Here is a 25,610-nt window from a genome sequence, read left to right as displayed (position 1 = left end):
CATCCACGCAGCACCGAGCGCAACCCGCGCGGAGCAACCTCACCGCTGCTTCATCAATGACGACAGAGGGTGTCGGGTTTACGGCCGACGATGGACGTATGCGCGAAACCCCAGAAGAACTCAACAAGCTCCAGTCCCTCCTCGACTCCTCCCTCTCCGGCTCGACCGCACACCTCCGCTCGATCGTCGAGGGCCGCACCATCACGGCGGCGCAGCTCACCGGGGTCCTCACCGGCATGTGCACGCTCGCCCTCTCCACGGTGACCGCAAAGGGCGAACCGCGGATCAGCGGCGCCGACGGGCACTTCCTGCACGGCCGGTGGCACTTCGGCACGGCGCGCAACGCCGCCAAGGCCCGTCATCTCGCGGCTCGTCCGGCCGCCAGCGTCGCGCACATGCGCGGCGAGGACCTCGGCGTGTTCACCCACGGCACGGTGGAGGAGCTGAACCCCGAGGACGCCGAGACCACGGCCGACTGGCAGGAACTCCTCGCCTACTTGAAGGACTTCTACGGCGACGACGACGCCTTCGACTGGAACCGCGAGGTCGTCTACTACCGGCTGAACCCGCACTGGATGACCGTCTACGCCCCCGACCTCGACAAGCTCACCGGCACGTGACGCCGGGCCCGTCGACGAGGGCCTGCACCTGCGCGTACGTGGGTGCGGGGCCGGTCGACGGCGCGCCGTCGCGTACCGCCAGCGCCGTGGCGACGGCCTCGCCCAGCGCCCGCCGGTACAGCAGCGACCCGAGGCTGCCCCGCCCCCAAGCTCTCAACTCCTTCCCCAAGCTCTCAACTCCGCTTCGCTGCGTTCGAGCAGGGGGCCGCTCGGCGTCTTGCCGGTCCAGGGGACCAGGAACGGCAAGGTCGCGAGTTGGCCCCGAACCCACGGAAGCAACTCCGCAGAGCACGACGACGGACCCTTGAGTTCCCACCGAGAACCCTTCAGTTTGCGTGAACTTACGGGACTCGGCGGGTGTGAAACTGGCGACCTCGCGTATTCAACTGTCGCCAGTTCTCGTTGGGCCCAGCCTGCTGATGACTGTGCGTGACTTTGTGGGGCGTATCGGCTCCAGGTTCCTCGTGCCTTGGTGACCAGGAGAGTGGCGACCCTGGAGTGGTAGGTGAGGGCATGCACGACAAGCCGGCCAGTGGGAAGCCGGTCAACCCCGGAGAAGTTCGATCGTGGAAATGAACCGTCGCCAGTCCGGGCCGAAAGCCACGACCGCCGAAACAAGCCCCATACCAGCGATAACAGTCCCAGCTGCGGGGTCCGGTACTTCCCACACCGAGACTCCAACAATCGCTCCCAGGAATAACGCCACCGCGGCCGTCGTCCGCAGCAGCTCATAGCTGCGGACAGGCTTTTCCTGGTCAGCAATGCTCTCGGGAAGCATCGCACCGAGCCGCCCCCCAGCACTGCTGGCGGCAATACGCACCAGCAGTCCCGTCAGCTCCTCAAGTGCCGCGTCTTGGTTGGCATCCAGCCGAACCTCAGCGGCCCGCAGCACGGCGACGACCTTCCCAGCATGCTGGCGCAGCGCGGCTTGCCGGAACCGGCGTCCGCGGGCCGCGGTCCGCTGTACGCGCCGTGCTCGGAAGACGGCACGCTCTACCGAGCGGATGGTGACAGAAGCCGCGCGCAACGCTCGCCGCCTCTCACTTCCCGCTGATGTCCTGACGGTGGCACAGGCCCCGATCGCTGCGGCGCAGGCTCCCACGAGACGGTACTGGCGCATCCTGCCGGGCGCATTCTCGGTGAGGCCGATCCCGAGGAGAGGGAGCAAGACGAACCCGAAGAAGACCCCGCTCATCCCCGGAGGAGCCTGCTCATACTGGCACAAGATCGCAATCACAAGGGCGAGGCCACAGGACAGGGCGAAGCGGCAGAAGCTGTGGAGAGCCGCCCGGTGCATCCACAGGTAGTAGCCGTGGACGGCGGCGCGCAGATGAAAGGGCAGGACGATCCAGGAGTAGCCCAAGGTGCGCAGGTTCTCTTGCAGGGTGTCGGCCTGTTCAACGGCGAATTCGGAACACCAGCGACGCAGTGCGCGCAAGGGGTGGGGGATGGACATGGCTAAGAGGTTCCTTCCGGGTGTAACTGGCGACTTGTTGTAATCGTTTGTCGCGTACCTCGACTTGTGAGAGATCACGGTCACCGTGTGTGGTCGCCGGGGGCATAGTGGCGCCAGGTTCCTCCTGCCTCGGCGGCGAGCTGGGCGGTGGTGTCGTCGTGGTAGCCGAGCATGCGGGAGATCACGGGTGCGGGGGCCTGGAGAACGAGGTGGCGGATGGCCGCGGTGCGTCCTCGCTGGGTGGGGAAGCCCAGGTGGCGAAGCCTGAGTTCGAGCGTGTGCGGGGTCATGGGCTGTCCAGCCCTGCGGCCGGGAAAGAGCCACCGGGCGTTGGGATTGGTGGCGGTCATGGTGTTCGGTCGCTGGTCGAGGTAGGTCAGCAGCATTCCGGCAAGCGGTTCAGGGACGGGCGAGGGAGGATTGCCGAGCCGGACCAGGACCTCGCCGTCCTCGTGAAGAACATCGTCGGTGGTGAGCCGAGCGATCCGGGTGAGCGGTTGCGCGTAAAGGAGGACGAGCGCGGCGACCACACGGTCCTGGAGCGCAATGTCGCCTTGGTCGACGGCCTGCCGCAACAAGGCGAGTCGCTGGTGTTGGGCGAGCGGGGCGGGGTTGCTCGTGGAGCGATGCGGGATGGCGACCTTGACCATGTGTTTGGACCGCATCGCCCATCGCAGAAAGGCGTGGGTCAGGCGCCGGGCGGTGTAGCCACCCGCGTACCAAGTATCGACATCGGCCTGCGTGCACTCAGCAAGGGTCCGCCCTCGCTTGGAGAGGTGATCGAGAAAGGCGACAGCGAGACGAATCTCGTCGCGGGCCTGCTGAACCTGCTTACTGGTGAGCGGCCCGCGGTCGGCCAGGGAATTCAGACGGCGCTGAACGTGCCAGGTCGCGAAGAGCTCCAGAAGCCGCCGGTGCCCGGCGTCGCCGACGGCAGGCAGTTTCTCGGCGAGCCATCGCTGGAATAGCAGCAGCTGCCGGTCAGCCGGGGGCAGGACTCCGCACTGCATTAGCAGGTCGCGCAGGTAAGCGACCGATCGCCAGGGGTGGAGCTGGCTCAGGCCGTCATGCGTGAGCGGAACCTCCTTCAAGGCGAGAGCACGCAGGTTGCGCTGAGTGTGGGGCTTATTAGTCCAGGTCAGGGCGCCCCACGGGCGGCGGATCTGCCGCAGAGCGTCGAACAGCGGGAGCAGTTCAGCATGGATGGAGCCGGTGCCGTCGTCGAGGAGTTCGCGGAGCCGCTCGGTCAGGACGCACCGGCCGCAGACCCCGCGCCGGTATCGTCTGGCCTCCTGGCCGCATTGCTCGCAGAAGAAGTCACCGATCCCGCCGGCGCAGTCGGAGCAGAGCTTCCCGCCGTCCGGCGCGAGGCCGGGAGTGAGCCGCTCGACTCCGCATCCGGCGCAGACCCCGTAGGTCTCCAGAGCTCTGGTCATGCAGCCCTGACAGATGTAGCCCTCGGGCCAGTGGTTCGCCCCCAGTCGCAGTGCACGGTCGCAGCGGGCGCAGAGCAGGTCCTCGGCGCGGACGCGGGTGCGGCTCATCCTTCCGGCCGGATGCGGGCGCGCTTGGGACGGACCGCCGACAGGTCGACGACCGCATCGCCGGTGGCGACCCTGCGGACGGTGGCGTTCTCTGCCCTGGTGGCGATCAGGTCGGCCGGGGTGCAGTCGAAGATGTCGCAGAGGGCGGCCAGGACCGGGAGCGACAGTCGCTCGGGGGTGCCGGTGACGAGCCGGTGGACCTGGGAGAGCGAGAGGTTGATGCCGCGCTCGGCGAGGTGTGGGGCGAGCTCGCTGGTGGTGAACATTCCGACGGTGGCCATCTTCTCGCGCAGTCGCCACTGGTAGCTGACCTGGCGTTTCATGGGGCACTCCTCGCGGGGTTGAGCGCGGCCTCGATGGTGGCGTCCAGCGCCCGCCGCAGGGTGCGGGTGCGGAAGTCTGAGGACACGCAGGTGTAGATGGAGGTGGTGGACGCGTGGTCGTGGCCGGCCTGTTGCTGGACGAACAGGGGGTCCATGCCGTCTTCGATCAGGTGAGTGACGTAGGACCTGCGTAGCGAGTGGAAGTCCAGGACCGGGTCCAAGCCGAGGTCGTCGCGGTAGGCGGCGAAGCGGGAGTCCAGCCGTTGCAGGCCCACTCGCCGACCGCGTTCGGAAGGCCACAGGGCTGGCCCGTCCGCGTGCCGCATGGCGGGCCGGACCTCGCTCGTCCAATGGTCGAGGATCTCGGCTGACCATTCCCATACCGTCAGCACGCTGCGACGTTTGGGCGGCGAGCCCTTCTTCGCCTTGCCATGGCGGACGTAGCAGATGCCGAACTCGCCGAACTCCGCTCCTTCGGGGTTGCGGCCGAAGTCCGCAGTGTCCAGCATCCGGGTTTCGTTGCGGCGCAGTCCGAAGGCGTACGCAGTCTTGAACAGCATCGCGTCGCGGAAGGCGGGCAGCCAGCCCTTGCGACCGCGTCCGCGGACACGCTCGACCTGGTCGTCGGCGTGGTCGAAGAGTGTCTGCAACTCGTCCCGAGTGAAGGCTCGTTTCGGGGCTTCTGCCTCGCACTCCTGCATGTGCACGGCGGTATTCCACTCGTGGCAGACCTGGATCGGATGGGTCCCGAAGCGCCGTTCGCACTCGGCCGCCCACTCGTAGGCGGGGTCGGTGGTGTAGTCGCAGAACAGCCGTACCGCTTCCTGGTAGCCCCTGAGTGTCGAACGTCCGCAGCCGTGAACCGACCGCAGGTCGCCGAACCACTCGTCGGCCAGCGGTGAGGACCAGTTCCACGGGAAGGCGTCAGCGTGAGTGGCGAACGCCCGCACCTTACGCTCGCGGCCGTTGATGGTCGACAGCGCGAGGTTCCGGGCCAGCTGCTGGTTGCGCCAGCCGTCCAGCATCGCTTCGAAGACCTGCTCGTCCGGCCGGAGCAGCGGCACTCCGTCGGCCAGGTGAAGCCGTGCGGCCCCCGGCGCCGCCCTGTTGTTGCTCACCACATTGTCACGCTCCGTAGATCGCATTCACCGCGAGAATCTCGCATCAGATGCGAAGCGTGGGCCGAAACGGCAGGTCAGCCATCCGATCGAGTGAAGCGGAACGACATGGACCCGTCCTGTCGGTTACCGTCCCAGCAGGCCCCGAAGAACCGCCTACCTGCTGATCAGCGGCTTCCCGGCGTCACCTGACCAATGCGGCGCAAGGTGAAGCCAGTTCGCATCAGATGCGATAAGCGCCGGTTCCCAGATGCGCGTCAAAGGGGCAACGAGTTGATCTTGAGGTCCTGACCGGTGTCCGGGCTCACTCGGTGCCGTCGGCCTCCTCGGCGAGGATGCGGTAGACGGTGGCGACCGAGGGGTGTTCGCCCTTGTTCTTGCCTGAGGTGATAACGAGCTTGCGGGCGATCTCGGGAACGGGGACGCCGTTTACCCGCAAGGATCGGGCGTAGGTGGCCATGTCGTCGTCGACGACCTTGGGGCGCCCGCCGTGCCGGCCCCGCTCGCGGGCGGATGCCTGGCCCTCCAGGGACTACTCCCGGATGTACTCGCGCTCGGACTCGGCCATGCCGGCGAAAAACGCGAACAGTGCGGCGCCATGCCCGGACGGGTCGTACACCCCCTGGAGCGGGCCGGTGAGGAGTTCGAGCTGGATGTCGTAGTGGCGCAGGTCCTCGGCGATGGTCAGCAGCTCGGCGGCGCCGCGGCCCAGACGCTTCATCTCGTGCACCGTGAAGATCACCCGCTGGTGCGGGACGGTCTTCTTGATGGTGCGAGCGAACTCCATCGCCTTGACGAACTCCGGCCGCACCTTGACCCGGGTGCTGATCTTCTCCGAGAAGACGGGATTACAGCCCGCTTCCTCCAGGGCGTCGAGCTGGCTCTGGAGCCCCTGCTGGGCGGTACTGCACCGGGCGTACCCCACTCTCGTGGGCTTCGTGACGGCCTCGGGCACCGAGGTGTCGATGGCCAGGCCTCTCTCCCACGCGCGGCCGGGGCCGCGGTCGGCGGGGGTCTTCACCTCCAGCTCGGCGCGGAGATGGGGGACGAGCATGAAGCGTGGGGTGTGGTACTTCGGGGCGACCTTGCCGCCGCGGGTGCGGCAGGTGCTTCCGACGGGCACCTCGCAGGTGGGGCAGTCGAACTGTTCGACGGCGGTGGCGGGTTCGGTGAGCTGGGGCGTGTCGCAGAACCTATCGCGAGGGGCATTGTGCGAAAGGTGTTTTGCGAGAGGTTGTGAGAACGAAGATCAGAGGCAAACCGGACACGGCCCGGCAGGGGGCTCCGGTCTCTCAGAACTACTCATTTATGAGAACGGCTTACATCTGAATGGGCTCCGGGCGTCGGGGCCCGCGGGTTCCTGGGCGAGGGCGCACGGAGCGGCGCCCGACGCGCGGGGCGAGCGGACGGCGTGCGGTGCGCCGGGGCGGCCAGGGCGTAGTCATCTTCGGCCTCGCATTCGTGGTGCGAATTCGGGAGCGAGCCGCCGCCAGAGCGCTGTACGACGACCCGTCGGATTTGAGCCGAAGCACGATAGTTGTCACCATCGGCCTCCACTGACCTGCGGCTTCGATCGAGCAAAGCACGGTGGTTGTCACCAGGTCAGCGCGTTACCTGTCACCAGCAGTGCGCGAAGCATGGTGGGTGTCACCGGCTCCTGCGCTCCACCGGCCGCCTGAGCTGTACAGCGGCCCCGGTTGTCCTGTCGTGTTGGGCTTGTCTGTGGATCTTGTGCTGAGCTGCGGGGTTGCCAGGTTCGATGAGAACGCTCGGCTTGGGACTCTCAGCGCATCTGGTTTCTGCGGAATCCACGGCGAGTTCGTGATCACCAGGGGACGACGCCGTCGTCCTCGAAGAACGAACCGGTCGGGCCGCCGTTGGGCAACGTGGCGAGCCGGATCGCCGTGGTCGCGCCCTGTTCAGGAGTGCGGGGCCCTTGGAAGCCTGTGAAGTCGGTCGCGACCAGGCCCGGGCAGGCGGCGTTGATCAGGATGTTCGTACCGGCGAACTGCCGGGCGTACTGCACGGTGAGGGCGTTGAGGAACGACTTCGACGGCGCGTAGGCCGCCATGATCGGGCCGATCTCGATGTCCGGGTCCGATTGCCGGGCCAGGGAACCGACGCTGCTGGAAACGTTGACGATGCGTGGCGAGGCCGAGCGCCGCAACAGCGGCAGCATCGCGTTGGTGACCCGGACGACACCCATGACGTTGGTGTCCACGACCGTGCGGAGCACCTCCAGGTCGAGCGCGGTCGGGTCCTGCACCCACCCCGGGCCCATCTCGCCCGAGATGCCGGCATTGTTGACCAGAGCGTCCAGACGCCCGGCCAGCCGTTCGATCAGTTCCGCGGCATCAGTGACGCTCTGGTCGTCGGTCACATCCAGCGGTACCCCGAACGCGTCCACGCCGACGGCGCGCAGCTCCCCGACGGCGGTTTCGCGCCGGGCCGCGTCGCGGGCTCCCACGCCCACGCGGTACCCGAGGCTGCCCAGCCCGGCCGCGATCTCGTACCCGATGCCCTTGTTCGCGCCGGTCACCAGCGCAATCATCGTTTCACTCATGCTGATGATGTTGGCTCGCGGACGAGTGGCGCGGCCAACACCGATACGGTGTCCTGTCATACCTGCCGGGTATCACCGCGTATGCTGCGGCCGTGGACACCCTGGAGAGCCGCGAGTTGAGGTACTTCGTGGCTGTCGCCGAGGAACTGCACTTCGGACGCGCCGCCGAGCGCCTCGGCATGGCCCAGCCGCCGCTGTCGCGGGCGATCCAGCAGCTCGAACGGCGCCTCGGGGTCCGCCTGCTGCAGCGCAACCGCCGTGGTGTCCGCCTGACCGGTGCCGGAGAAGTGCTGCTGCACGAGGGCCGGGCGGCCCTCGACGCGACCGCTGCCGCTGCTCGCCGCACCCGGCGCGCCGGCGGTGCCGACAGCCCTGGCGGCCCCCACGGTCGGCTGGTCCTTGCGGTGAAGGCCGCCGCGTCGCACGAACTGCTGCGGAAGCTTCTCGACGCCTACGCGGCCGAGCCCGGCAGTGCCGAGATCGAGGTGCTGCTGTGCGGTCTGTGCGAGCAGGAAGAGCTACTGCGCGACGGACGTGCCGATGTCGCACTCATGCACGCGCCGTGGAACTCCCTCGCGGGGTTCGACAGCGAGGCGCTGACGACCGAAGGACAGGTCGCCATCCTGCCTGCCGGGCACCCGCTCGCCGCCCGCGAGACCTTGTCCCTGGCCGATGTCAGGGATATCCCGGATCTGCCGCTCGCCCGCTGGCCCACTCACGGCACCTACGCACCCGGCTCGGGCCCCGAGATCCACAACCAGACGCAACTGGCTCAGTTGATCGCTCTCGGACGCACCGTGGCGGTCGTCCCCGACTCCGCTCGCTCCTGGCTGTGGGCCGAGCACACGGCCGTCCCCTTGACCGACGCACCTCCCGTCGTGACCCACATCGCCTGGCCCGCGCACAGCCGCTCCCTCGCCCTGGCCGGCCTGGTCCGCACGGCTGCACGGTTATGACCAGGCCCTGCCGCGAACGCTCGGAATTCGAAACGGTGAGAATCCGACAACACGGATGAGATCCGGTGAGAATTCGTCAGCTTCGGTGCGACAGAAAACCGGTGGTCAGCCCAGCGCGCCCCGTCCGGTGTTCCTGGTGACAACACGCTGCCTTGGCGACAACTATCGCGCTTCGGCTCAGGATTGTTTTATAGCAGGCCCCAAAATCGACCGCGTCAGAACAGGAAATCTATGGCCTGAACGTGCGTAAAATCTGCGCGCAGGCCAGCGGCGCGGGTGCCCCATTCCGTGAAATACGACTCGGTGATGGCTTCCGAGACGATCGGATGCAGCTCCTCCTCCGTCGCTCCGGCCTCCTGGAGATCTAGGATCTGCTTCGCGTAGGTGGGTGAGATCGGGGTGGTGATGGTGCGCTCGCGGCCGTCGTCCGAGCTGCCCGTGCAGGTGACTCCGAAGTGCGCTGTCACCTCCACCATCGTGCCGGTGGAGGTGGACGCCTGTTCGCGTGCCTATGCTCTGACCTGCGATTGCCACTCGGATTCGGTCTCCTCTACCAGGGCGGCCCGGAGGCGCTTCTGCGGGGTCGTCAGCGTTCCGGCGCGGTAGCGCTCCACTGTCCGGCGCGAGGCACCCAGGCGCTCCGCCACGGCCTTGGTCGACCCCTTCGCCCGCGTGAGAGGGAATTTGACCTGAGCCTTTGCGAATTTCGGCGCGGGCCGGGTGAACACCTTCTGCTCCGCCCGCGCGAGGGCCTCCGGGACCTTGCCGCGGCGCGGGGCCGGCTGCTGCTTCTCGTGATCGCTCGTGCCTCCAGGGATCCACGTCTCGCCTGTGGACAGAGGCGGGGCGTCCGCGCAGGTGGCGGGTGCTTGTCGGCGCCCTCCGCCCCCGAACCCGTGCCCGTGCCCATCCGGGTCCTGCTGCCAGGGGACCAGGAGGTCGTCGCGCACCTGTGGTCCCGGCGTCAGGTACGCGACGGCTGGAGGTACGAGGTCGGCCTGCCGGCGTACAGCAACGGCTCCGACGACATGGTGGAGCCTGCCGAGTACCGGGTCTGGGTGCGCGCCCCTGGCCACGTGCGGCCCGTGGACGGCGTCTCGTACGATGCCGTGCCCACCGAGTACCTGAAGCCGTCGTTCGTCGAGGAGGTGCTGGGGCCCCGGCGCCCGTCCGGCTGGGTCCTGGCGAAGACCGGCGGCCGCGGGCCCGCCCGGGGCACCGTCCACGCCGTCGACTGCGCAGAAGCGCCAGCCGGGGCCCGGTGCTCACCCTGGAGCACGCCCTGGACGCGGCGCAGCACCCGGGGACGAGGCTGTGCTCCCTGTGCGGAGCTGCGGCCGAACTCGACCCGGTCCTCAAGGGCTTCGACCGCGGATTCGACGGCGAGGACTGACGCCCGAGCGGGCCGCGTACATCGGCGTGGGGCGACAGACGTGCCCTGTCTAGTCTTCGATCAGTGCCTTGAACTGCGGGCATCCGACGGCGTGCCACTCCCTGACGAGGATCTCGCCGTCGACGATCACGACCTCGGCGTGCCAGGGCAGGCAGTCGTGGCACGCATGGATCTCGTAGGCGTTGCCCTCGTCGTCGAATGCCCGAAGGTCCACGCAGCCGATAGGCGCCCGGTAGGTGACGTCCTGGTCCGAGCTTGACCCGTCAGCCATCTGCGCGGCTCCTTGCCCTGATCAGCTCGTTGGTGAGCTCCACGGTCCCCAGGTACCACCAGAAGATCCAGTCGAGGAACGCCTCGTCGTACTCACCGCGCTGGTCGGCCCGGCGGTGGCGAAGGTCGAAGCGATTGGCGATCTCGAAGAGGGCGCCCTCGCCCTTGCCGAGCTGGTCCTTGATCAGGGCGCGGCGCTCTTCGAGGACACGGCCCAGGTTGAAGATGGCCGACCGCTTGCTCTCGGGGGAGGCGCCCCGGCTCCGGTAGAGCACGATGGCGTGCCGGACGTCGGCGGTGACGTCGGGTGGGCTGTCGTTGATGGCGCGGTGCACGAGCTGGCTGCGGGCGTCGTCGGTGACGGCGACCAGACGCCCGAGGTCTTCCCCCTCCATGGCGAGCTCGTAGTGGATGCCGGCTGCACGGAGGAGCTCGTTGACCTTCACCCGGTACAGGGTGCGGGCCGGCCCGTTGTGGAACTCCGAGTGATGCCAGCCGCAGTTGCAGAAGTCGTGGTAGCGCCGCATCCGGGGACGGCTGACGAGGTCATGGAGGACCTCGATCAGGCCGTAGAAGGTGTCTTCATCCCACGTCTCCGGAGCCAGGGGCCACAGGCCGGGGATGCCCAGGCGTCGCTCGATCAGCGCGGAGGCGTCGGGAAGTGAGTCGCGGTCGTCGACGCACTCCTGCCCGAAGCGCTCCGCCAGGTAGCCGTTGTCCTCGAGGTCGCCGACGATCCTCGCGAAGTCGCGTCGGGCATCGCGCGCGGTACTGCCGTCGATGGAAAGGCCCCGGCCCTGCCGCTGCGGCCAGTACGGCCTGGGCGCGGCTGCGGGCCGGATCTCCGAGGCACGGCTGATGAGCTCGGAGAACCACTCGTGCTTCGTCATCAGCGCGGGCGCGGACCGGCCCCATCCGGATGCGGAGCCACCCCAAGGATCGACCTCGTTGTGGTTCGGCATCTCGTCGAAGTCCGCCACGGCCGTCGACCCCGACGGGGCCTCGGTCATGAGCCATTCGGCGCGGTCTGTCCAGGACGATCCGGTCGACGCGATGATGCGCTCGCCTTCGGATACGAACAGGGATGCGGGCCAGGTCAGCTCGTAGTTGCTCAGATCCAGACTCACCGCGTCATCATCACCCATTTGCACCCCTCCTGGAGCCTGTCTCGGCGAACTGCAGGCCCTGTGGACGATGGGCAGCCTTCGGTTCCCAAGCTGCCTGCCAGAGCAGAATGTGAACGAGGAGCCAGGGTGGGGAGGTTGTGCGATGACAAAGGGGAGGACGCTGTGGGGAAGCGAAACGGGGCGCGCAAGGGCGCCCGTCGATCGGGGAATCCGGCGCGCAGGGACACCAAACAGATGTACTCGGGGAACGTGATGGGCGAGCGCATGTACGCCGCCCCCACTACGGCCGACCGGTCGGGGATGCAGCCGGGCGACATCATCCCGGTGAGCGCCTCGCAGCTCCCGGACGGCATCGTGATTCGGGACGCGACCCACGCCGACACCGCCGCGCTGGAGCCGGTGATCCGGCTGGCCGACCCGGACAACCCCGACGGCTCCTGGCGGGCTCTTCCGGCCGTGATCGACCAGAGCCTCGCTCCGGAGCCGCTCACGCACGCGCGGGTGGTGGAGGATTCGGTGGCTGGAGCCCTGGTCGGCGGCATGCTCGCGCTGCCGGCGACGTGGGCCTTCACTCACCCCATGCTCCTCGGGTCGCCCAACGTGCACATCATCGCTGGTCTGGTCGCCTGCCTGGACTCCCTCGCGGTAGTCGAGCAGTGGCGTGGCAAGGGCATCGCGCGCCAGCGATGCGGTGGTCTTCGACCGCCTGGTCCAGGTCCTGGTCTTCGGCTGCGGCTACGAACGCGCCGCGGACGAGCACTGCTCGGCCACCACCTTGCGCCGTCGCCGCGACGAGTGGATCGCCACCGGTGTGATGGAGACCCTGCGACTGCTCGCGCTCGCCGCCTATGACCGCATGGTCGGCCTCGAACTCGAGCAGCTGTCCGCCGACGGCTGTATCACCAAGGCATTTTCGGGCGGTGAGTGCGCCGGAAGGAGCCCGGTCGACCGGGCCAAACTCGGCTTGAAGCGCTCGCAGTTGACCGACCGGTCCGGCATACCGCTGGTCACCGAGCCAGCACCGGCCAACACCCGCGACCACACTCTGCTGCCCGCCACCCTCGACCGCTTCACCGCCCTGGAGACAGTCCTCGGGCCACTGCCCGAGCGTCCGCGCCTCACCCTGGACGCCGGCTACGACTACCGGATCGTCCACGACGACCTGGCCGACAGGAAGATCACCGCCCGGATCGCCGAGCGCGGGGCGAAAACCCCGATCCAGACCGGCGGACGCTGGGTGGTAGAGCGCACGAACTCCTGGATGAACAACTTCGGCAAGCTCCGCCGCTGCACCGAACGACGAAAGGACGCAGTCGAGTTCTTCATCGCCATGGCCAGCGCCGTCATCACCATCCGCTGCCTGATCCGACGCGCCTGGACCCTCTACCGCTGGGGCACCCGCCCTCGAAGCCCTCGCATCCGCTGACCTACTGGCGGACGCCCTAAGACGCCGGACGAGCAAGGTGTCTCACTCAAGTCCGGGTAACCGCAGGTCGGAGGGATGTCGTACCCGGAGATATCCGAGACCGGGCACCTGTCGCAGTGAAGGTTGAGCGATTCTCGGCGAAGGTTGAGTGATCGATCTCCGCTGGTGTGCCGAGCCGCGATAGTCGGCACCTGGCCACGCTGGTTGGCATCGCCCTCGCTCATCTATGCCAAGATTCGAGGGTGGATATGACCGACGTCACGCGTGCGATCGCGGCTGCGACTTCGGTCGCCGCATCGCTCGACCTGCCGGCCGACGATGCAAGCGTTCTCCACAACTCGAACAAGCTGGCACTGCGGCTGACGCCATGCGACGTCTTTGCCCGGGTCGCCCCTGTGGGACAAGAGGTCGCACAGTTCGAAGTCGATCTCGCTCAGCGGCTCACCGAGGCCGGATGCCCGGTGTGTCCCTTGGAGCCTCGGGCGGACCCGCGTGTGTACACGCGCGATGGCTTCGCAGTGACGCTGTGGACCTACTACGAGTCCGTGACACCTCACACCTCACCAGTCGACTACGCCAAGGCGCTGGAGCAGCTGCACGCCGGCATGCGCAAGGTCGATGTGCCGAGCCCGAGGTTCACGGACCGGATCACGGAGGCGGAAGAAGTTGTCGCCGACCCGGATCGCTCGCCGGAGCTCACCGACGTGGACCGCGTGTTCCTCAGCGGCAGGCTGGCAAGCCTGCGACGAGCGATCGACGACCGCGGCGCCGTGGAGCAGCTGCTCCACGGCGAGCCGCATCCGGGCAATGTGCTCAGCACGAAGAACGGCCCGTTGTTCATCGACCTTGAGACGTGCTGCCGTGGACCCGTCGAGTTCGATCTCGCCCATGTTCCCGAGGCGGTCTGCGAGCACTACCCAAGCGTTGACCATGGACTGCTGGACGAGTGTCGGCAGCTCGTGATCGCGATGGTCGCCGCGTGGCGTTGGGAGCTTGGCGACCAGTTTCCGAATGGGAGGCGATTCGGAGAGGAATTCCTGCGCTTGCTGCGCGAGGGTCCTCCTTGGCCGACACTCGACACGGTGACCAGGCGACTGGATGGTCTGTAGAAATCGCCGAAGGTCACGTGAAAGCGGCAAGGAACCAAGCGACGAGACTGCGGCTGCGGCTGCCCACGCTCGTCTTCGTCAACAAGGTCGACCGCGCGGGCGCCCGCGCCGAGTCCCTGCTCCCCGACGTGCGGCGGCTGCTCACCCCGCATGTCGTGCCGCTGACCGAGGTGACGGGCCTCGGCACTCCCGACGCCCGGGTGCGGCCGCTGGACGAGACGGCGGTGTGGGCGGACTTGGCCGAGGCGCTCGCCGACGTCGACCCGGCCGTCCTCGCGGCGGTCGTGGACGGCCCCGAACCGGCCCCGGACCAGCTGCGCGCCGCCCTCGCCGCCCGCACCGGTGCCCGGGGCCACCGCACCGCGCGGCACAGTGTTCGCCGTACGGCCGGGAGCGGGCGGCGAGCGGACGGCGTATCTGCGGTTGTACGAAGGTGAGGTGACACGGCGTCAGCGGCTGACGTTCCTGCGCCGGGAGGCGGACGGCCGTACCACCGAGGTCGCGGGGCGGGTGCACCAGCTCCAGGTGATCGGACGCCCGGGACCGCTCACCGCCGGGAACATCGCGGCGGTGTCCGGCGTCGGCGGCATCCGGGCCTGCGACCGTCTCGGCGCCCTCTCCGGCCGCGCCCCGCAGTTCGCCCCGCCCACGCTGGAGACGCTGGTCCGCGCCCGGCACCCCGAGCAGTCGGCGACGCTGCGCTCGGCGCTGCTGTCCCTGGCCGACCAGGACCCCCTGCTGCACGCTCGCCCCGCGGCCGAGGGCGCCACCGCGCTCTTGCTGTACGGCGAGGTCCAGATGGAGGTGCTGGCGGCGACGCTGGTCCAGGACTTCGGTGTCGAGGCCGACTTCGAGCCGGGCCGGGTCCGGCTCCTGGAGCGACCAGCCGGAACCGGTGAGGCCTGGGAAGAGATGCCGTGGCTCGACCGCACCCGCTACTGGGCCACGGTCGGGCTGCGTGTGGAGCCCGCCCCGCGCGGCTCGGGCGGAGGGTTCGCATACGAGACCGAGCTCGGCGCCCTCCCGCGCGCTTTCCACCAGGCCATCGAGGACACCGTCCACGCCACCCTGCTCACTGGTTTGCACGGGGCGGCCGTGACCGACTACCGGGTCACGCTAATCCGGTCCGGCTTCTGTGCGCCGATCAGCACGGCCGCCGACTTCCGCGGCCTCACCCCGATCGTGCTCCGCCGGGCCCTGCAGCGGGCCGGCACCCGCCTGTACGAGCCCAGCCATGCCTTCGAGACCGAAATCCCGCCGACCTCCCTCGCCCCGGTCACCGCGCAACTCACTGCATTCGGCGCCGAGTTCACAAGCACCACGGGCACGAGCACCTCATGGCTAATCACGGGCGAGCTGCCGGCCCGGCGAGTCCGGGACATCGAGCTGCGGCTGCCGGGGCTCACCCACGGAGAGGGGGTGTGGTGGTCACGTCCGTCGGGAGACCGGGAACTCAAGACGCGCTGAGCGGGGCCGACGAAGCCCGGTGCGGTTCGGCAACGCCCTGAAGAGGCGCGGGGCTCTGCACCGGGCCTACAAATTCGGGGAGGCCGGTGCACGTCGCGCACGTACCCAACTTGCCTGAACAATCAGCTGACATCTGTCAAACACGCATTCCTGAGGCGCCTTCCCAAACCTGCCTGACACTCAATCTGCACCCGAGATAATCGAGGGCGAACCAGTCCACGGCCTCGCGCAGGAACGCGCCCGGGTCCGGCCAGGCCGGTGGAACGTGGACCTCGCGCAAAGTGTCGATCAGGTCGGGAAAACGGCCCTCGCGGCGTGCCTGGGCGAGGTGGGAGGACAGGTGCCGGTACATCGACGGGGTGTGCGGCAGCATCCCCTCGGAAACGAGCCGGTACATCACCTGGCGCAGCGTGACGCCGCCTTCGCAGCTCTCCACGATCTGCCGGGCCCGGTCCACGACGGCCGGCCACCGGATCCGTTCACGTGCCATACGGGTACATGCACCCGCCCCGCCCCGAAGACCGCAGGCCCGCGCAGGGGTGCAGCCTTACGGGGGCCCTGGCCGCTCGCTGGGGCATTGGCGCGGCTCCCGGGCAGTGGTGCAGCCGGCCCGGTCCTGTCGGCGGGCACGGCTGCCCTTCATGTCTACGCGCCGGGGGCGAGTCGTGCGAACGGTACTGGTCGGGTCGGTGACCGGGCTCCCTCGTACGGATGCTCCCCGGCCACCGGCGAACCGGCCATCACATACGGTCTGCGGCATGACAGCAGAAGATGTGACGGCCCCCAAACCCCGGGTGCAGCTGGTCATCGGCATCATCCGCCGAGACGACGAGATCCTGCTCGTGCGGGAGAGTCTCGGCACCGACGGTGAGATGCGCTGGTCGCTGCCCGGCGGCGGGGTTGAGGACGGCGAGCTCCTGCACGAAGCCCTCCGGCGCGAGCTGCAGGAGGAGACCGGACTGCTGGCCGGCGACCCGGTGCGGACAGCATTCCTCATGCACATCGACTCCGAGCAGCACCCCTCGGCATTGGCCGCCGCCTTCGAGATCGACGAGTGGGCAGGGGGCCCCACGCCACAGGACGACGACATCCAACAAGCCGCCTTCTTCACCCTGCCCGACGCCCTTAAGCTGCTCGGCGAACTGGACAGCGCAACACAGCGGGAGCCCATCGTCGGCTATCTGACCGGGGCAATCGCACCGGGGACCACCTGGCTGTACCGAAACCGGGGCGGGGAAGAGACGCTCATCGCCCGCTGGTGATGCCAGACAGCGGCCACCACATCGGGAGCGCGGAGCCACAGGATTCCGTCACGGATGTCCATGACGACCGCGCTGGTCCGGCTGTGGGTCACTTCGTCGCCGACGCTCGGCCGTCGGCTGCTCATGTATCCGCCTCCGCTGCCAGCACTGCCCATACGCGTTTGCCCCAGAAGCGTGTCGCCGGACCTAACCGGTCGTAGCCCCATCGGGTGGTGAACGCGTCCACCATCAGCAGTCCTCGGCCCTGTGCGGCCTCGGCGTGCGGTGTCTGCTGCTGTGGCAGATCGTTCGGCGCGCGGTCGACGACGCCGAGGTAGACCTGGTCGTCCGTGGGGCGTTCGACGATGACGCGCACCATGGGGCCGCGGGCGTGCCGGACGGCATTGGCGACGAGTTCGGAAATCACGAGTTCGGCCGGGTCCGTGGCGTGGTCCAGTCCCCAGGCGGACAGGGAGACCCGGACCAGGCACCGGGCCTCGGTCGCTGTCTTCGGTTCGCGTGGCAGGACCACGTTGTAGCCGGGGTGCCCCGTGCGGCGGGGACGCACTACGTTCATGCGTCCCATCGCCGCCCCTCAGCCCGAACCGAGCACGGCACGAGGTGAAGCAGTGAATTTTGGTGGCGTCCGGAGGCAGGGAGAAGCCTTCTCTGGGCGTTGTCACGTTGGTGCGGTGTTGATCGATTGAGGGCGCGTCAGGGTGTGTAGGGGTTGGGTGGGGGCCTGGCTTACGCTGCGGTGGGCTGGTCGGTGGCGCCGGTGATCTCGTCCCAGATGGCGAAGCGGGTGGTCATCTCGGTGCGGTATTGGGTGGCGGTCATCAGGTGGCGGCGTGGTCGGAAGTGCGGTGAGATGCCGCTGAACGCGGACAGGAACCGTTGGGCCCCGCCGGTACTGCGGAAGCCCTTCATCGCGCGTTCGCGCTGCCTCGTCGGCTGATGACTGTTCTCGGCCCGGTTGTTCAGACCCTTGTGGGCGCGGTGTTCCACGGAGGGCATGATCTCGCGGTGGGCCGCGCCGTAGGAGCGGAGCTTGTCGGTGACGATCACCCTCGGCACCGAGCAGGTCTTCTTGAGCAGTTTGTGGAAGAACCGCCTGGCCGCAGCGGTGTCCCGCCGGTCCTGGACCAAAATGCCGAGCATGTCACCATCGGCGTCGACGGCCCGCCACAGGTACTTCAGCTCACCGTTGATCCTGAGGAAGACCTCGTCCAGGTGCCACTTGTCGCCCGGCTGCACACGCCGGCGGCCCAGGCCGTTGGCGTAGACCTGCCCGAACTTCGTACACCAGCGGCGGACCGTCTCGTGGGAGACGAGCACGCCGCGCTCGAGCATCAGCTCCTCGACCTCGCGGAACGACAGCGGGAAACGGAAGTACAGCCACACGCAATGCGCGATGATCTCCACCGGGTACCGGTGCCCCTTGCACGACGGCGGCGCGCTGTCCACGGACGACCCCTCCCAGCACGACCAACCAGAAGATCATCCCAGGCCGGTCAGTCAACGTGACAGTGCCGGGAGATCACCTCGACCCAGTACCGGTGCCCTTGCACGACGGCGGCGTACTGCCCACGGACAACCCCCTCCACCATGATCAACCCGAAGATCATCCCACCCGGTCAGCCAACGTGACAGTGCCCAGCGTGGGTAGGGCCCCAGTGGTCCGGGAGCCTTGATGCCTCACGCCTCGTCAAAGGCCTCGAGCAGGCGCTCGTACGCCAGCTTCGGCCGCAGGGCCGCGTCCCACGGCAGGGAATCGGCCGTGCGCGGAGGATAGATCTTGGTGTCGGCGGTGGAACCGTACCGGTCGGTGAATCCCCACGTGGAGAACGATGTGCAGTTCGGCTCCTCCAGGCAGACCCGCAGCTTGCCCACCATCTCATCGGCCTGGGTCTCCCGCCCGTCCTCCTCGTTCTCGCCTATGGGGACGTCCATCTCCGACACCCGCGCCTGGACCCCGAGCTCCGCCAGATCCCGCACATGGCTGCGGAAGGTCTCCGGGTCGATGCGGTCGCCGGGTGCGTACTCATGGTTCTGGAAACCCACGCCGTCGATCGGTACGCCCCGTTCCTTGAGCCGCTTGACCAGATCGTAAAGGGCGTCCCACCGCTCGCCTTCCTCCTCGACCCCGTACTCGTTGAGGAACAGCCGTGCCTTCGGATCGGCCCGGTGGGCGGCCCTGAACGCCTCGTCGATGTACTCCTCGCCCATGGCCTCGAACCACGGGCTCTGCTCGGAGCGCAGACCAAGATCCCCGTTGGTGTAGCTCTCCTTGTCGTCGGACATGGGCTCGTTGACCACATCCCATTCCGCGACCTTCCCCTTGAAGTGACCGGCGACCGTGGCGATGTGCCGGAGCATGGTCCGGCGCACCTCCTCGGGATCGTCGTTCTCCCGCATCCAGTTGGGCAGAGCCTCGTGCCAGACGAGGGTGTGCGCATGAACCTTCATGTCGTTTGCGCGGGCGAAGCGTACGAGTAGGTCCGCGTCGCGAAAATCGTAGACGCCCCGGCGCGGGTGGAGGAACTGTGGCTTGAACGCGTTCTCCGGAGTGAGCATGGAGAACTGGCTCCCCGCGAGCGCCCGGTAGCGGGAGTCGGTGAGCAGCGGGTTCTCGGCTAGGGCGGTGCCGACGTCGAACGGCCGCCCCACGTCTGCGGCCCGCGCACGCAGCGAGTCGTCGGACTGCTCCTGGCGTAGCTGCGGCGCGTTGACCACGCGGAGCGAGTCACCGCTCTCTGCCCGCGCGATCAGCTGCGTCAGACGCCATCCCTCGCGGCGCTCGTCTTCGCCCGCGTCCGCCTCCAGACCGAACCAGACAGTGCCCTCGGCGAACACCCCCGGGTCCTGCACGGTTCCCAGCCGCCGCCCGTCGGCTTTCACGCGGAAGGTGTCACCGATGCTCGACACGGCGAGCGTCACCGTCCCGAAGCAGCCGCAGTCGAAAACCTTGGAGGTGGCTGGCTCGTCGCCCTCGCCGTCCCATATCTGTACCTTCACTTGTCCGTCGGCGGTCACGCCGACGCGGAGTGAGGGCCGCTCCTGCCGCCACTCGTCGTAGATGACCGGTACCCGTCCGTACAGCCGCAGCCATGAGTCGCCGTCATCGTCGCCCACACCGGACATCCGTGCGGTGACGGTGAAGTCGCCATCGGACCTCAGATGCGGGCCGGCCAGGTTCAGCGGGGGATTGGGCTGGCCGCCGGAGGAGTCCTGCTCCACGATGTGCCGATCCGATGCGCTGACCCGCAGGACGTCGTTCCGCGCGGTGGTGCCCGGCATCTGCGTCCAGTCGTGGTTCCGCAGCAGGTCTTTGTCGTTCCCGCCCTCCGGCCCTTCGCCCTGACCCGTACACCCGGCCGCCACCGCCATGACGAGCGCCACGGCGGTCAGCCGCTGCCACGTCCCCCCGCCAAGGTTCACGGTCCCTCCCACTTTCTTGCCGAGACGAGATCAACGTCTGGAAACCGGGCCATAGTTCATCACACATGAGGTACGGCGGCCCTGTGTGGCACGTCCCAGCTCGTGCGGGCCCATGCAGTCCGCGGCAAGAGTGTCCCGGTACGCCTGGGCCCGGAAGGCGTCACCGCAGTACCGGCGCCGGGCGGCCGCGTTTCTCGGCAGCCGGGCCCCGCAGGACGCGCAGAACCGCACACGGGCCATACCTCCAGGATCACCCGCTGACCCGATTACTGACCCGCCTGCCGGACGCCCTCAGCTTCTCCCATGGCTATCGCGTGGAAGCCGAGGGCGGCGATCTGCTCCCCGCGCCGCGCGGTCCAGTCGATCAGCTCGTGCGGCACCCTGGCGACGTCCATCACCGGGCGGTGCACGGCGCTCGCCGAGGTGGGCGTGGAGTGGGCCTGGCGGGCATGGTGACCGAGGCCGGTCCTCGAATCGGTCATCCGAAGTGCACCCGTCAGCTCTACGACGCCCGCGAGAAGGCCGTCCAGCAGATCGCCAGCCCGTGCGCGGGCACGGCTGTACCGGATGGCGATGGTTGCTGTCAGTCGTATGCCGATTCCGGTCAGTTGGGTGCCGAAGGGCTGGGATATCTGGGACCAGGACGGCAGGCCGTGCTGTCCGTATTCGGCGGAGAGGGGCCGCACATGCCGGGAAGCCGTGGCGAGGATCCTGTAGATGGTCCGGTGGCAGTGTTCCCGCCGACGTCGGGGCGGGCGGCGGCGATGCCCCGGCTGCTGGACCTCGACGGGCATGGAGAGCTGACGGCCGCGCATGTGCGCCTGGTGGCACGGGAATTGGGGAAGTCGGAGCGGACGGTGTGGCGGTGGCTGGCCGCTGCCCGGGAGGATCATCGCCTAGCCCGGATGGAGTCGTCCCATTTCACGGTCACCGCGGAAGTCCGGCGGCTGCTGGCGCTGTGGGGCGGTAACGCCTCCCGGGTCCACGCCGAGCTGGTGCAGCGGGCGGCCGACGATCCGGACGCGCCCGCGGTGCCGTCGCTCTCCACGTTGCACCGGGCGATCCGCCGGGACCTGACCCGCGGGGAACGGGCCGGCCTCAAGAGCGGGGAAGCGGCCCGGCGCGCGCATGACGTGTTCGGGCAGCGGCCGCCGACTCATCGCAACGCGGTGTGGGAGGGCGACCACAAGCACGTTCCCGTCGAGGTGGACGTGGAGGGTGAGCTGGCCACGCCGTGGGTGACCTGGTTCATCGACTGCGCCACGAAGGCGATCACCGGGGTGGCGGTCACCGCACACGCGCCAAGCCGCGACGCGGTGCTGGCGTCCTTGCGCATTGCGATTACCCGCAGCGAGCCGTTCGGGCCGGTGGGCGCGCTGCCCGGTCAGATCCGGGTCGACCGCGGCAAGGAGTTCCTGTGCGCGACGGTCACCACGGCGATGGGCGCGCTCGCCGTCCCCGTCACCGACCTGCCCGCCTACACCCCTCACTTGAAGGGGACGATCGAGGCGTTGAACGACGCGGTGGAGGAGATGTTCCTCGTCTCACTCCCCCGCTATACCGGCCGCCAGAAACTCACCGGCGGCCGACTCGCCGACCCCGACGCCCCGCCCCTGACCTACGAGGCATTCGTGGGCCTGCTGCTGGAATGGGTGGCCTGGTGGAACACCCGCCATCACCCGTCCGTGTTGAACGGGAAAACCCCCGTCGAGGCGTGGCAGGCCGACGCGACACCGCTGGAAAAACAGCCCTGACCAGCAAAAACACAGCCAGTGCCTTTAGACCCAGGGGCATATCCGCGACATCTCATGCCCTGTCTCAACGAAACTGCAACAACCCCAGGCCAGACCCCCCATCCACACCCTCAAAACCACCCCGACACCGTTCTCAATCAATCATCAACACCCCAGCTCACAAACCACCCACCACCGCAACTAACCACCCCCAGCGTTAAGTGAGCATCATTCTGCGGCCACTTGCTCTGTACGTTCATCCGTACCCAACTCTGCACATACGCGAGTACGCCGACAGGACTCCTATTTGATCCGAAATGCTTGGGTTCATGCTCGTTGATGGTGTGTGAGTGATCTGGTGGGGGATGCGCGGACCTGGTCGCCGGATGCGCAGGAGGCTGTGTGGTTGCTGGCGGTGTCCGCGCTGGTGGAGGGGCGGGACCGGGCAGAGGTCGCGGCCCTGTTCAAGGTGTCGGTCAGGGCCGTGGACAACTGGTGGACGAGGTGGCGGACCGGTGGCCGGGACGCGCTGCTGTCCCGTCCGCGCGGCCGCCGGGTGGGCGAGCATCAGGCACTGTCCGAAGCCGAGCAGGCCGCCGCCCGACGGGCCGTCCTCGATCATGCCCCCTCCGGCCTGGGGCTTTCCGGTCAGCTGTGGACACGGGCCCTGACAGGCGAGCTGATCTTCAAGCTGTACCGGATCCGGTTCACCGAACCCGGGGTGGGCAAGCACCTCAAGCGATGGGGGCTGACGTTCCAGCGTCCGGACGAGCGGGCCGTCGAGCAGGACGCGGAAGCGGTCCGCGTCCGGCACGAGGAGACCTGGCCGGCGATCCGGGCCAGAGCGAAGGCGGAGAGGGGTGAGGTCTTCTTCGCCGGTCAGGTCGGGGTCCGCTCGGACCAGGTCACCGGCCGCACCTGGGGTGCCAAAGGCATCACTCCGGTCGTCCGCCGCACCGGGAACCGGTTCTCCGTGACCGCGATGTCCGCGATCAGCACGAAGGGCCGGATGCACTTCATGGTCTTCACCGAGTCGTTCGACGCGAAGACCATGTGCCGCTTCCTGGACCGGCTCGCCGGGCATTTCGACCGCAAGGTCCACCTGATCGTCGACCGGCACTCGGCCCACCGCTCGAAGACCGTCCGGACCTGGCTCGCCGACCACAAGGACGGGATCGAGCTGCACTTCCTGCCGTCGTACTCACCCGAGCCGAACCCCGACGAGCTGGTCAACGCCGACCTCAAACGCAGCCTGCCCCACACCCACCGGGCCAGGAACCAGGCCGAACTCGCCACCGAAACCCGCAGGTTCTTCCACCGCCGACAACGCCAGCCCCCACATCGCGCGCGGATACTTCGGCGGCCCGCACCTCCACTACATCCTCGACGAGTGAACCCAATGAGTTCCTGATCAATATCTCTGACCCACGGTGCAAAGCAGGCCGCCGGGCCCGCTGGTGGTCCCGGCGAAGCGGGCCCGGCGGGACTCCGAGCGGGATAGAGGCCGGAATGTGCTGCGGCAGCCCGCTGGGCGCCGTGGTGGGTGTTACTTGAGGTGTCCGAGGGCCTTGGCGCGGCCCTGTGCCCAGCCGGCGAGGAGGACACCGATGGCGAGGGCAGCGATGTAAACGCACAGGGCGCCCGGGAACGGCAATCCGCTGAGCACCCCACCGTTGTCGTGATCGATGAGCAGCCGGATCGCGCCTTGGCCGCTGAAGACCACTAAAGCCATTCCGGTGATCAGCAGAACGACGAACTTCATGATGCCCCCTCAGTCATTTTAACAATGCACATGCATTGTAATAGACTGCCGATGGCGATGCAATGCGAACGCATTGGCTCGCCAGGGAGGATGCATGCCGAAGATCGTTGACCATGAGGAGCGCCGACACCGCCTTGCCGAAGCCGTCTGGGCACTGACGCTCCGCGACGGACTGGAGGGTGTGACGCTTCGCAAGGTCGCGGTGGAGGCCGGGGTATCCATGGGCCAGGTGCAGCACTACTACGCCACCCGGGAGGACCTGGTCCGTGACGCGATCGACCGCGCCGTGCGGGCACTGAACGCCCGGATTGAGGCATCCATCAAGGCAACCGACCCGGCGAGCGCGGAGACGATGCTCCGTGAATGCCTGCGCGCGATGCTCGCCCGTGACCCGGAAAGCCTGCGCCTACTCCAGCTGTCAGTCGCGGTCGTCGGAAGGGCGATCTCGGATCCGGCAATGGCCGGCGTGCTGGCGCCAGGTAGCGGCGAGCTTCTGGACTTCACCGCGGGACTCATCGCCGCGGCCCGGCAGGAACGGGGCGCGCCAGCACGGGGCAACGGCCTGATCGACGCTGACATCTGTTGGAATCTGGCCACGAGTCTGGGGGTCGACGTCGCCCTGGGGCAGCGTTCTCCCGACGAAGCACTCAGGGTGCTGGACTATCACCTGGACAACCTCCTGGGCTGACCACCGCCTCGCCCAGCGCATCACGCGGCGACACCGCGTTTCGCAGGTGGTCACTCATGAAAAGCGACGCCCGGTACGGCCGCGTTGAGCATTCTCCGTTTCAAGGGACAGCACCCCTCGCCCGCGCGACCCGGGTCAGAGACAGGAGCCCGGGGCCTGCTCGGCGCCCTCCGTTGTCGGCGAAGTACGCCAGGTGAACGATGGCCGGGGCGAGTACCGGCGAGGTCGACCATGCCGGTCAGTTCGGCGACCTCGGCCCCGTCGCGCAGTGTCCCGTTCTGGTCCGGGGCAGGATGCCAGAGAGCCTCGGGCAGTGAGCGGATTGCACGACGGACTGGCTCGGTGACCGCGTATCCGACCGAGAACCGCAGGCTCAACCCGTGCTCGCGCAAGCTCCGGATGTGGGTGAGGAAGGCTTTCGCGGACCCGGCACTGTCGGCGCGGACCAGGATCTGGGTGCCGTACCGGTGAGCGTCGGGGATCTGTGCGAGGGCGTCGTCCAGCACCGCGATGTGATCGGCGGCGGTGTTGGCTGCGGAGTTGCCGGGCCGCAGCCGGCCGGACATGGCCTCGCCGGTGTTCGCGAGGAAACACAGCAGCGGAAGAAAGCCGGAGCCGCCTTTGTAATTGGGCGCGGCCTGTTCCTTTTCCGAGTGGGAGGTGATCAGCGTGGCGTCGAGGTCCAGGACCAGGCCGGGAAGTTCTCGTCCGCCGGCCTGGACGGCGGGTATGCCCTGGCCGGTCTCGGCAGCCTGCATCCAGGCGACTTCACGGGCTGAGGCACGGGCCGCTCGCAGCGAAGCGAGTACTGCCCCGTCGGTGTCGACGAGCAACCGCCAGGCGGTGGGCGTGGAGGCGACCGGTCCGAATACCTCGCCCTGGTCCCGCAGCACGGCCAGATCCGCTATCGCCTCACCGCCGTCGGCGAGCATCACCGCGAGATCGGTGGCGGTCCGACCTGGATCGTGCCCGGCGCCACGCGGTCGCAGCGGCCCGAGCGCAGTGGAGTAGGCGGTGGTCAGACCGGTGGCATCGGCAAGATCCGCCAGCAAACGTGCGCCCGCATGCCCGACCAACCCCGAACCGTCAGTGGAGACGTGGAGCTTGGGACGAGAACCGATACCCTGCACGCAGAAAGTGCCTTCCGCTTGGACCGACAGAACCCCTCGACAAGGTTCATCGTCCCAGCTCAGAAGGCACTTTCGTATTCCCTCCCCGCTTCCGGCCCCATCTCAACCGAAACGGCGAGGCTAACCGCAATACCGGTAACTTAGGGCGTTTATGTTCGCTTGACCCGTTTGGGCTTGCTGGCGTCAACGATGTTGATAGCAGGGACGCTTGGGCGATCTGTAACGCTGTGGGCTGCGCGTTTG

Annotated in this window: 23 protein-coding genes and 6 pseudogenes; 10 read left to right on the top strand and 19 right to left on the bottom strand. The window is 68.1% G+C overall.

Translation table 11 applies throughout. The annotated features are described in order from the left end of the window. Nucleotides 1-98: 98 nt before the first annotated feature. Entirely contained in the window at nucleotides 99-620 is a 522-nt protein-coding gene (locus tag ACFYXM_RS31070) for a pyridoxamine 5'-phosphate oxidase family protein (protein ID WP_081235495.1), read from the top strand. Here ACFYXM_RS31070 and ACFYXM_RS31065 read toward each other — a convergent pair. From ACFYXM_RS31065 to ACFYXM_RS31030, 8 genes are all read right to left on the bottom strand, one after another. Continuing rightward, a complete protein-coding gene (locus ACFYXM_RS31065; RefSeq protein WP_244189907.1) occupies nucleotides 607-777 on the bottom strand; it encodes a hypothetical protein in 171 nt (56 codons plus the stop codon). The genes ACFYXM_RS31070 and ACFYXM_RS31065 overlap by 14 nt on opposite strands. Before the next feature lie 387 nt (nucleotides 778-1,164). Next, entirely contained in the window at nucleotides 1,165-2,076 is a 912-nt protein-coding gene (locus ACFYXM_RS31060) for a hypothetical protein (protein ID WP_389294361.1), read from the bottom strand. 80 nt (nucleotides 2,077-2,156) lie between these two features. Further along, nucleotides 2,157-3,620: a hypothetical protein gene (locus tag ACFYXM_RS31055; RefSeq protein WP_389294359.1), complete on the bottom strand. Its 1,464-nt coding sequence runs from the start codon at nucleotides 3,618-3,620 to the stop codon at nucleotides 2,157-2,159. Continuing rightward, nucleotides 3,617-3,943 (bottom strand): helix-turn-helix domain-containing protein, encoded by a 327-nt coding sequence (locus ACFYXM_RS31050; protein ID WP_389294357.1) that lies wholly within the window; start codon nucleotides 3,941-3,943, stop codon nucleotides 3,617-3,619. Before ACFYXM_RS31050 ends, ACFYXM_RS31055 begins: the two co-directional genes overlap by 4 nt. Next, nucleotides 3,940-5,061 carry a tyrosine-type recombinase/integrase gene (locus tag ACFYXM_RS31045; RefSeq protein WP_389294355.1) on the bottom strand — a complete coding sequence of 374 codons (1,122 nt, stop codon included), beginning with the start codon at nucleotides 5,059-5,061 and terminating at the stop codon, nucleotides 3,940-3,942. Before ACFYXM_RS31045 ends, ACFYXM_RS31050 begins: the two co-directional genes overlap by 4 nt. 304 nt (nucleotides 5,062-5,365) lie before the next feature. After that, nucleotides 5,366-5,521 (bottom strand): hypothetical protein, encoded by a 156-nt coding sequence (locus tag ACFYXM_RS31040; RefSeq protein WP_389294353.1) that lies wholly within the window; start codon nucleotides 5,519-5,521, stop codon nucleotides 5,366-5,368. A gap of 72 nt (nucleotides 5,522-5,593) precedes the next feature. Further along, entirely contained in the window at nucleotides 5,594-6,184 is a 591-nt protein-coding gene (locus tag ACFYXM_RS31035) for a recombinase family protein (protein WP_389294351.1), read from the bottom strand. Between the two features lie 702 nt (nucleotides 6,185-6,886). Next, nucleotides 6,887-7,624 (bottom strand): SDR family oxidoreductase, encoded by a 738-nt coding sequence (locus ACFYXM_RS31030; protein WP_389294349.1) that lies wholly within the window; start codon nucleotides 7,622-7,624, stop codon nucleotides 6,887-6,889. 92 nt (nucleotides 7,625-7,716) lie between these two features. Between ACFYXM_RS31030 and ACFYXM_RS31025 the strand changes: the two genes are divergently transcribed. Then, nucleotides 7,717-8,580, top strand: coding sequence for a LysR family transcriptional regulator (locus ACFYXM_RS31025; protein ID WP_389294347.1), 864 nt, complete (start codon nucleotides 7,717-7,719; stop codon nucleotides 8,578-8,580). Between the two features lie 215 nt (nucleotides 8,581-8,795). Here the strand turns inward: ACFYXM_RS31025 and ACFYXM_RS31020 are convergent. Beyond that, nucleotides 8,796-9,077, bottom strand: a pseudogene (locus tag ACFYXM_RS31020) (terminal protein); the annotation flags it as partial. 12 nt (nucleotides 9,078-9,089) lie between these two features. Beyond that, nucleotides 9,090-9,530: a hypothetical protein gene (locus ACFYXM_RS31015; RefSeq protein ID WP_389294430.1), complete on the bottom strand. Its 441-nt coding sequence runs from the start codon at nucleotides 9,528-9,530 to the stop codon at nucleotides 9,090-9,092. Here ACFYXM_RS31015 and ACFYXM_RS31010 point away from each other — a divergent pair. Beyond that, nucleotides 9,483-9,973 (top strand): annotated as a pseudogene (locus ACFYXM_RS31010) (DUF6233 domain-containing protein). The gene ACFYXM_RS31015 and the pseudogene ACFYXM_RS31010 overlap by 48 nt on opposite strands. A 49-nt stretch (nucleotides 9,974-10,022) precedes the next feature. On the opposite strand, the gene ACFYXM_RS31005 reads toward ACFYXM_RS31010, so the two are convergent. Beyond that, the gene (locus tag ACFYXM_RS31005) at nucleotides 10,023-10,244 is read right to left on the bottom strand and encodes a hypothetical protein (protein ID WP_389294346.1); all 222 of its coding nucleotides are present in this window, start codon (nucleotides 10,242-10,244) and stop codon (nucleotides 10,023-10,025) included. Beyond that, complete coding sequence (locus ACFYXM_RS31000) at nucleotides 10,237-11,388, bottom strand: hypothetical protein (RefSeq protein ID WP_389294345.1); 1,152 nt, start codon at nucleotides 11,386-11,388, stop codon at nucleotides 10,237-10,239. Before ACFYXM_RS31000 ends, ACFYXM_RS31005 begins: the two co-directional genes overlap by 8 nt. Nucleotides 11,389-12,046: 658 nt before the next feature. Here ACFYXM_RS31000 and ACFYXM_RS30995 point away from each other — a divergent pair. The 3 genes and pseudogenes from ACFYXM_RS30995 to ACFYXM_RS30985 form a co-directional block, all read left to right on the top strand. Next, nucleotides 12,047-12,796, top strand: a pseudogene (locus ACFYXM_RS30995) (IS5 family transposase); the annotation flags it as partial. Nucleotides 12,797-13,044: 248 nt separating this feature from the next. Further along, nucleotides 13,045-13,905 (top strand): phosphotransferase, encoded by an 861-nt coding sequence (locus ACFYXM_RS30990; protein WP_389294426.1) that lies wholly within the window; start codon nucleotides 13,045-13,047, stop codon nucleotides 13,903-13,905. Between the two features lie 41 nt (nucleotides 13,906-13,946). Next, a pseudogene (locus ACFYXM_RS30985) lies at nucleotides 13,947-15,372 on the top strand (GTP-binding protein); the annotation flags it as partial. A 136-nt stretch (nucleotides 15,373-15,508) separates the two neighbouring features. Here ACFYXM_RS30985 and ACFYXM_RS30980 read toward each other — a convergent pair. Then, entirely contained in the window at nucleotides 15,509-15,862 is a 354-nt protein-coding gene (locus ACFYXM_RS30980) for a hypothetical protein (protein ID WP_389294343.1), read from the bottom strand. Between the two features lie 268 nt (nucleotides 15,863-16,130). On the opposite strand from ACFYXM_RS30980, the gene ACFYXM_RS30975 reads away from it, so the two are divergent. Further along, entirely contained in the window at nucleotides 16,131-16,634 is a 504-nt protein-coding gene (locus tag ACFYXM_RS30975) for an NUDIX hydrolase (RefSeq protein ID WP_389294341.1), read from the top strand. 121 nt (nucleotides 16,635-16,755) lie between these two features. Here the strand turns inward: ACFYXM_RS30975 and ACFYXM_RS30970 are convergent, their stop codons facing one another. From ACFYXM_RS30970 to ACFYXM_RS30955, 4 genes are all read right to left on the bottom strand, one after another. Further along, on the bottom strand, nucleotides 16,756-17,190 hold the full coding sequence (locus tag ACFYXM_RS30970; protein WP_389294339.1) for an ATP-binding protein: 435 nt from the start codon (nucleotides 17,188-17,190) through the stop codon (nucleotides 16,756-16,758). Nucleotides 17,191-17,360: 170 nt separating this feature from the next. After that, nucleotides 17,361-18,080, bottom strand: coding sequence for an IS6 family transposase (locus ACFYXM_RS30965; RefSeq protein ID WP_389294337.1), 720 nt, complete (start codon nucleotides 18,078-18,080; stop codon nucleotides 17,361-17,363). Between the two features lie 231 nt (nucleotides 18,081-18,311). Beyond that, on the bottom strand, nucleotides 18,312-20,054 hold the full coding sequence (locus ACFYXM_RS30960) for an endo-1,4-beta-xylanase (RefSeq protein ID WP_389294335.1): 1,743 nt from the start codon (nucleotides 20,052-20,054) through the stop codon (nucleotides 18,312-18,314). A gap of 266 nt (nucleotides 20,055-20,320) precedes the next feature. Then, nucleotides 20,321-20,869 (bottom strand): hypothetical protein, encoded by a 549-nt coding sequence (locus ACFYXM_RS30955; protein ID WP_389294333.1) that lies wholly within the window; start codon nucleotides 20,867-20,869, stop codon nucleotides 20,321-20,323. 90 nt (nucleotides 20,870-20,959) lie between these two features. Between ACFYXM_RS30955 and ACFYXM_RS30950 the strand changes: the two genes are divergently transcribed. Together ACFYXM_RS30950 and ACFYXM_RS30945 are read left to right on the top strand one after the other, a co-directional pair. Next, nucleotides 20,960-21,808 carry a transposase family protein gene (locus tag ACFYXM_RS30950; protein ID WP_389294331.1) on the top strand — a complete coding sequence of 283 codons (849 nt, stop codon included), beginning with the start codon at nucleotides 20,960-20,962 and terminating at the stop codon, nucleotides 21,806-21,808. 385 nt (nucleotides 21,809-22,193) lie between these two features. Beyond that, a pseudogene (locus ACFYXM_RS30945) lies at nucleotides 22,194-23,181 on the top strand (IS630 family transposase). Between the two features lie 152 nt (nucleotides 23,182-23,333). Here the strand turns inward: ACFYXM_RS30945 and ACFYXM_RS30940 are convergent. After that, nucleotides 23,334-23,549, bottom strand: a complete 216-nt coding sequence (locus ACFYXM_RS30940) for a hypothetical protein (protein WP_389294330.1) — start codon at nucleotides 23,547-23,549, stop codon at nucleotides 23,334-23,336. A 94-nt stretch (nucleotides 23,550-23,643) separates the two neighbouring features. Between ACFYXM_RS30940 and ACFYXM_RS30935 the strand changes: the two genes are divergently transcribed. Beyond that, entirely contained in the window at nucleotides 23,644-24,237 is a 594-nt protein-coding gene (locus tag ACFYXM_RS30935; protein WP_389294328.1) for a TetR/AcrR family transcriptional regulator, read from the top strand. Nucleotides 24,238-24,398: 161 nt separating this feature from the next. Here ACFYXM_RS30935 and ACFYXM_RS30930 read toward each other — a convergent pair. Next, nucleotides 24,399-25,397: pseudogene (locus ACFYXM_RS30930) on the bottom strand (transposase); the annotation flags it as partial. Nucleotides 25,398-25,610: the final 213 nt, after the last annotated feature.

This window comes from Streptomyces sp. NPDC002476 (assembly GCF_042889785.1).
Lineage (GTDB): Bacteria > Actinomycetota > Actinomycetes > Streptomycetales > Streptomycetaceae > Streptomyces.
Note: the sequence above shows the minus strand (reverse complement) of the source record. Positions and strands in the feature narration are given on the sequence as shown.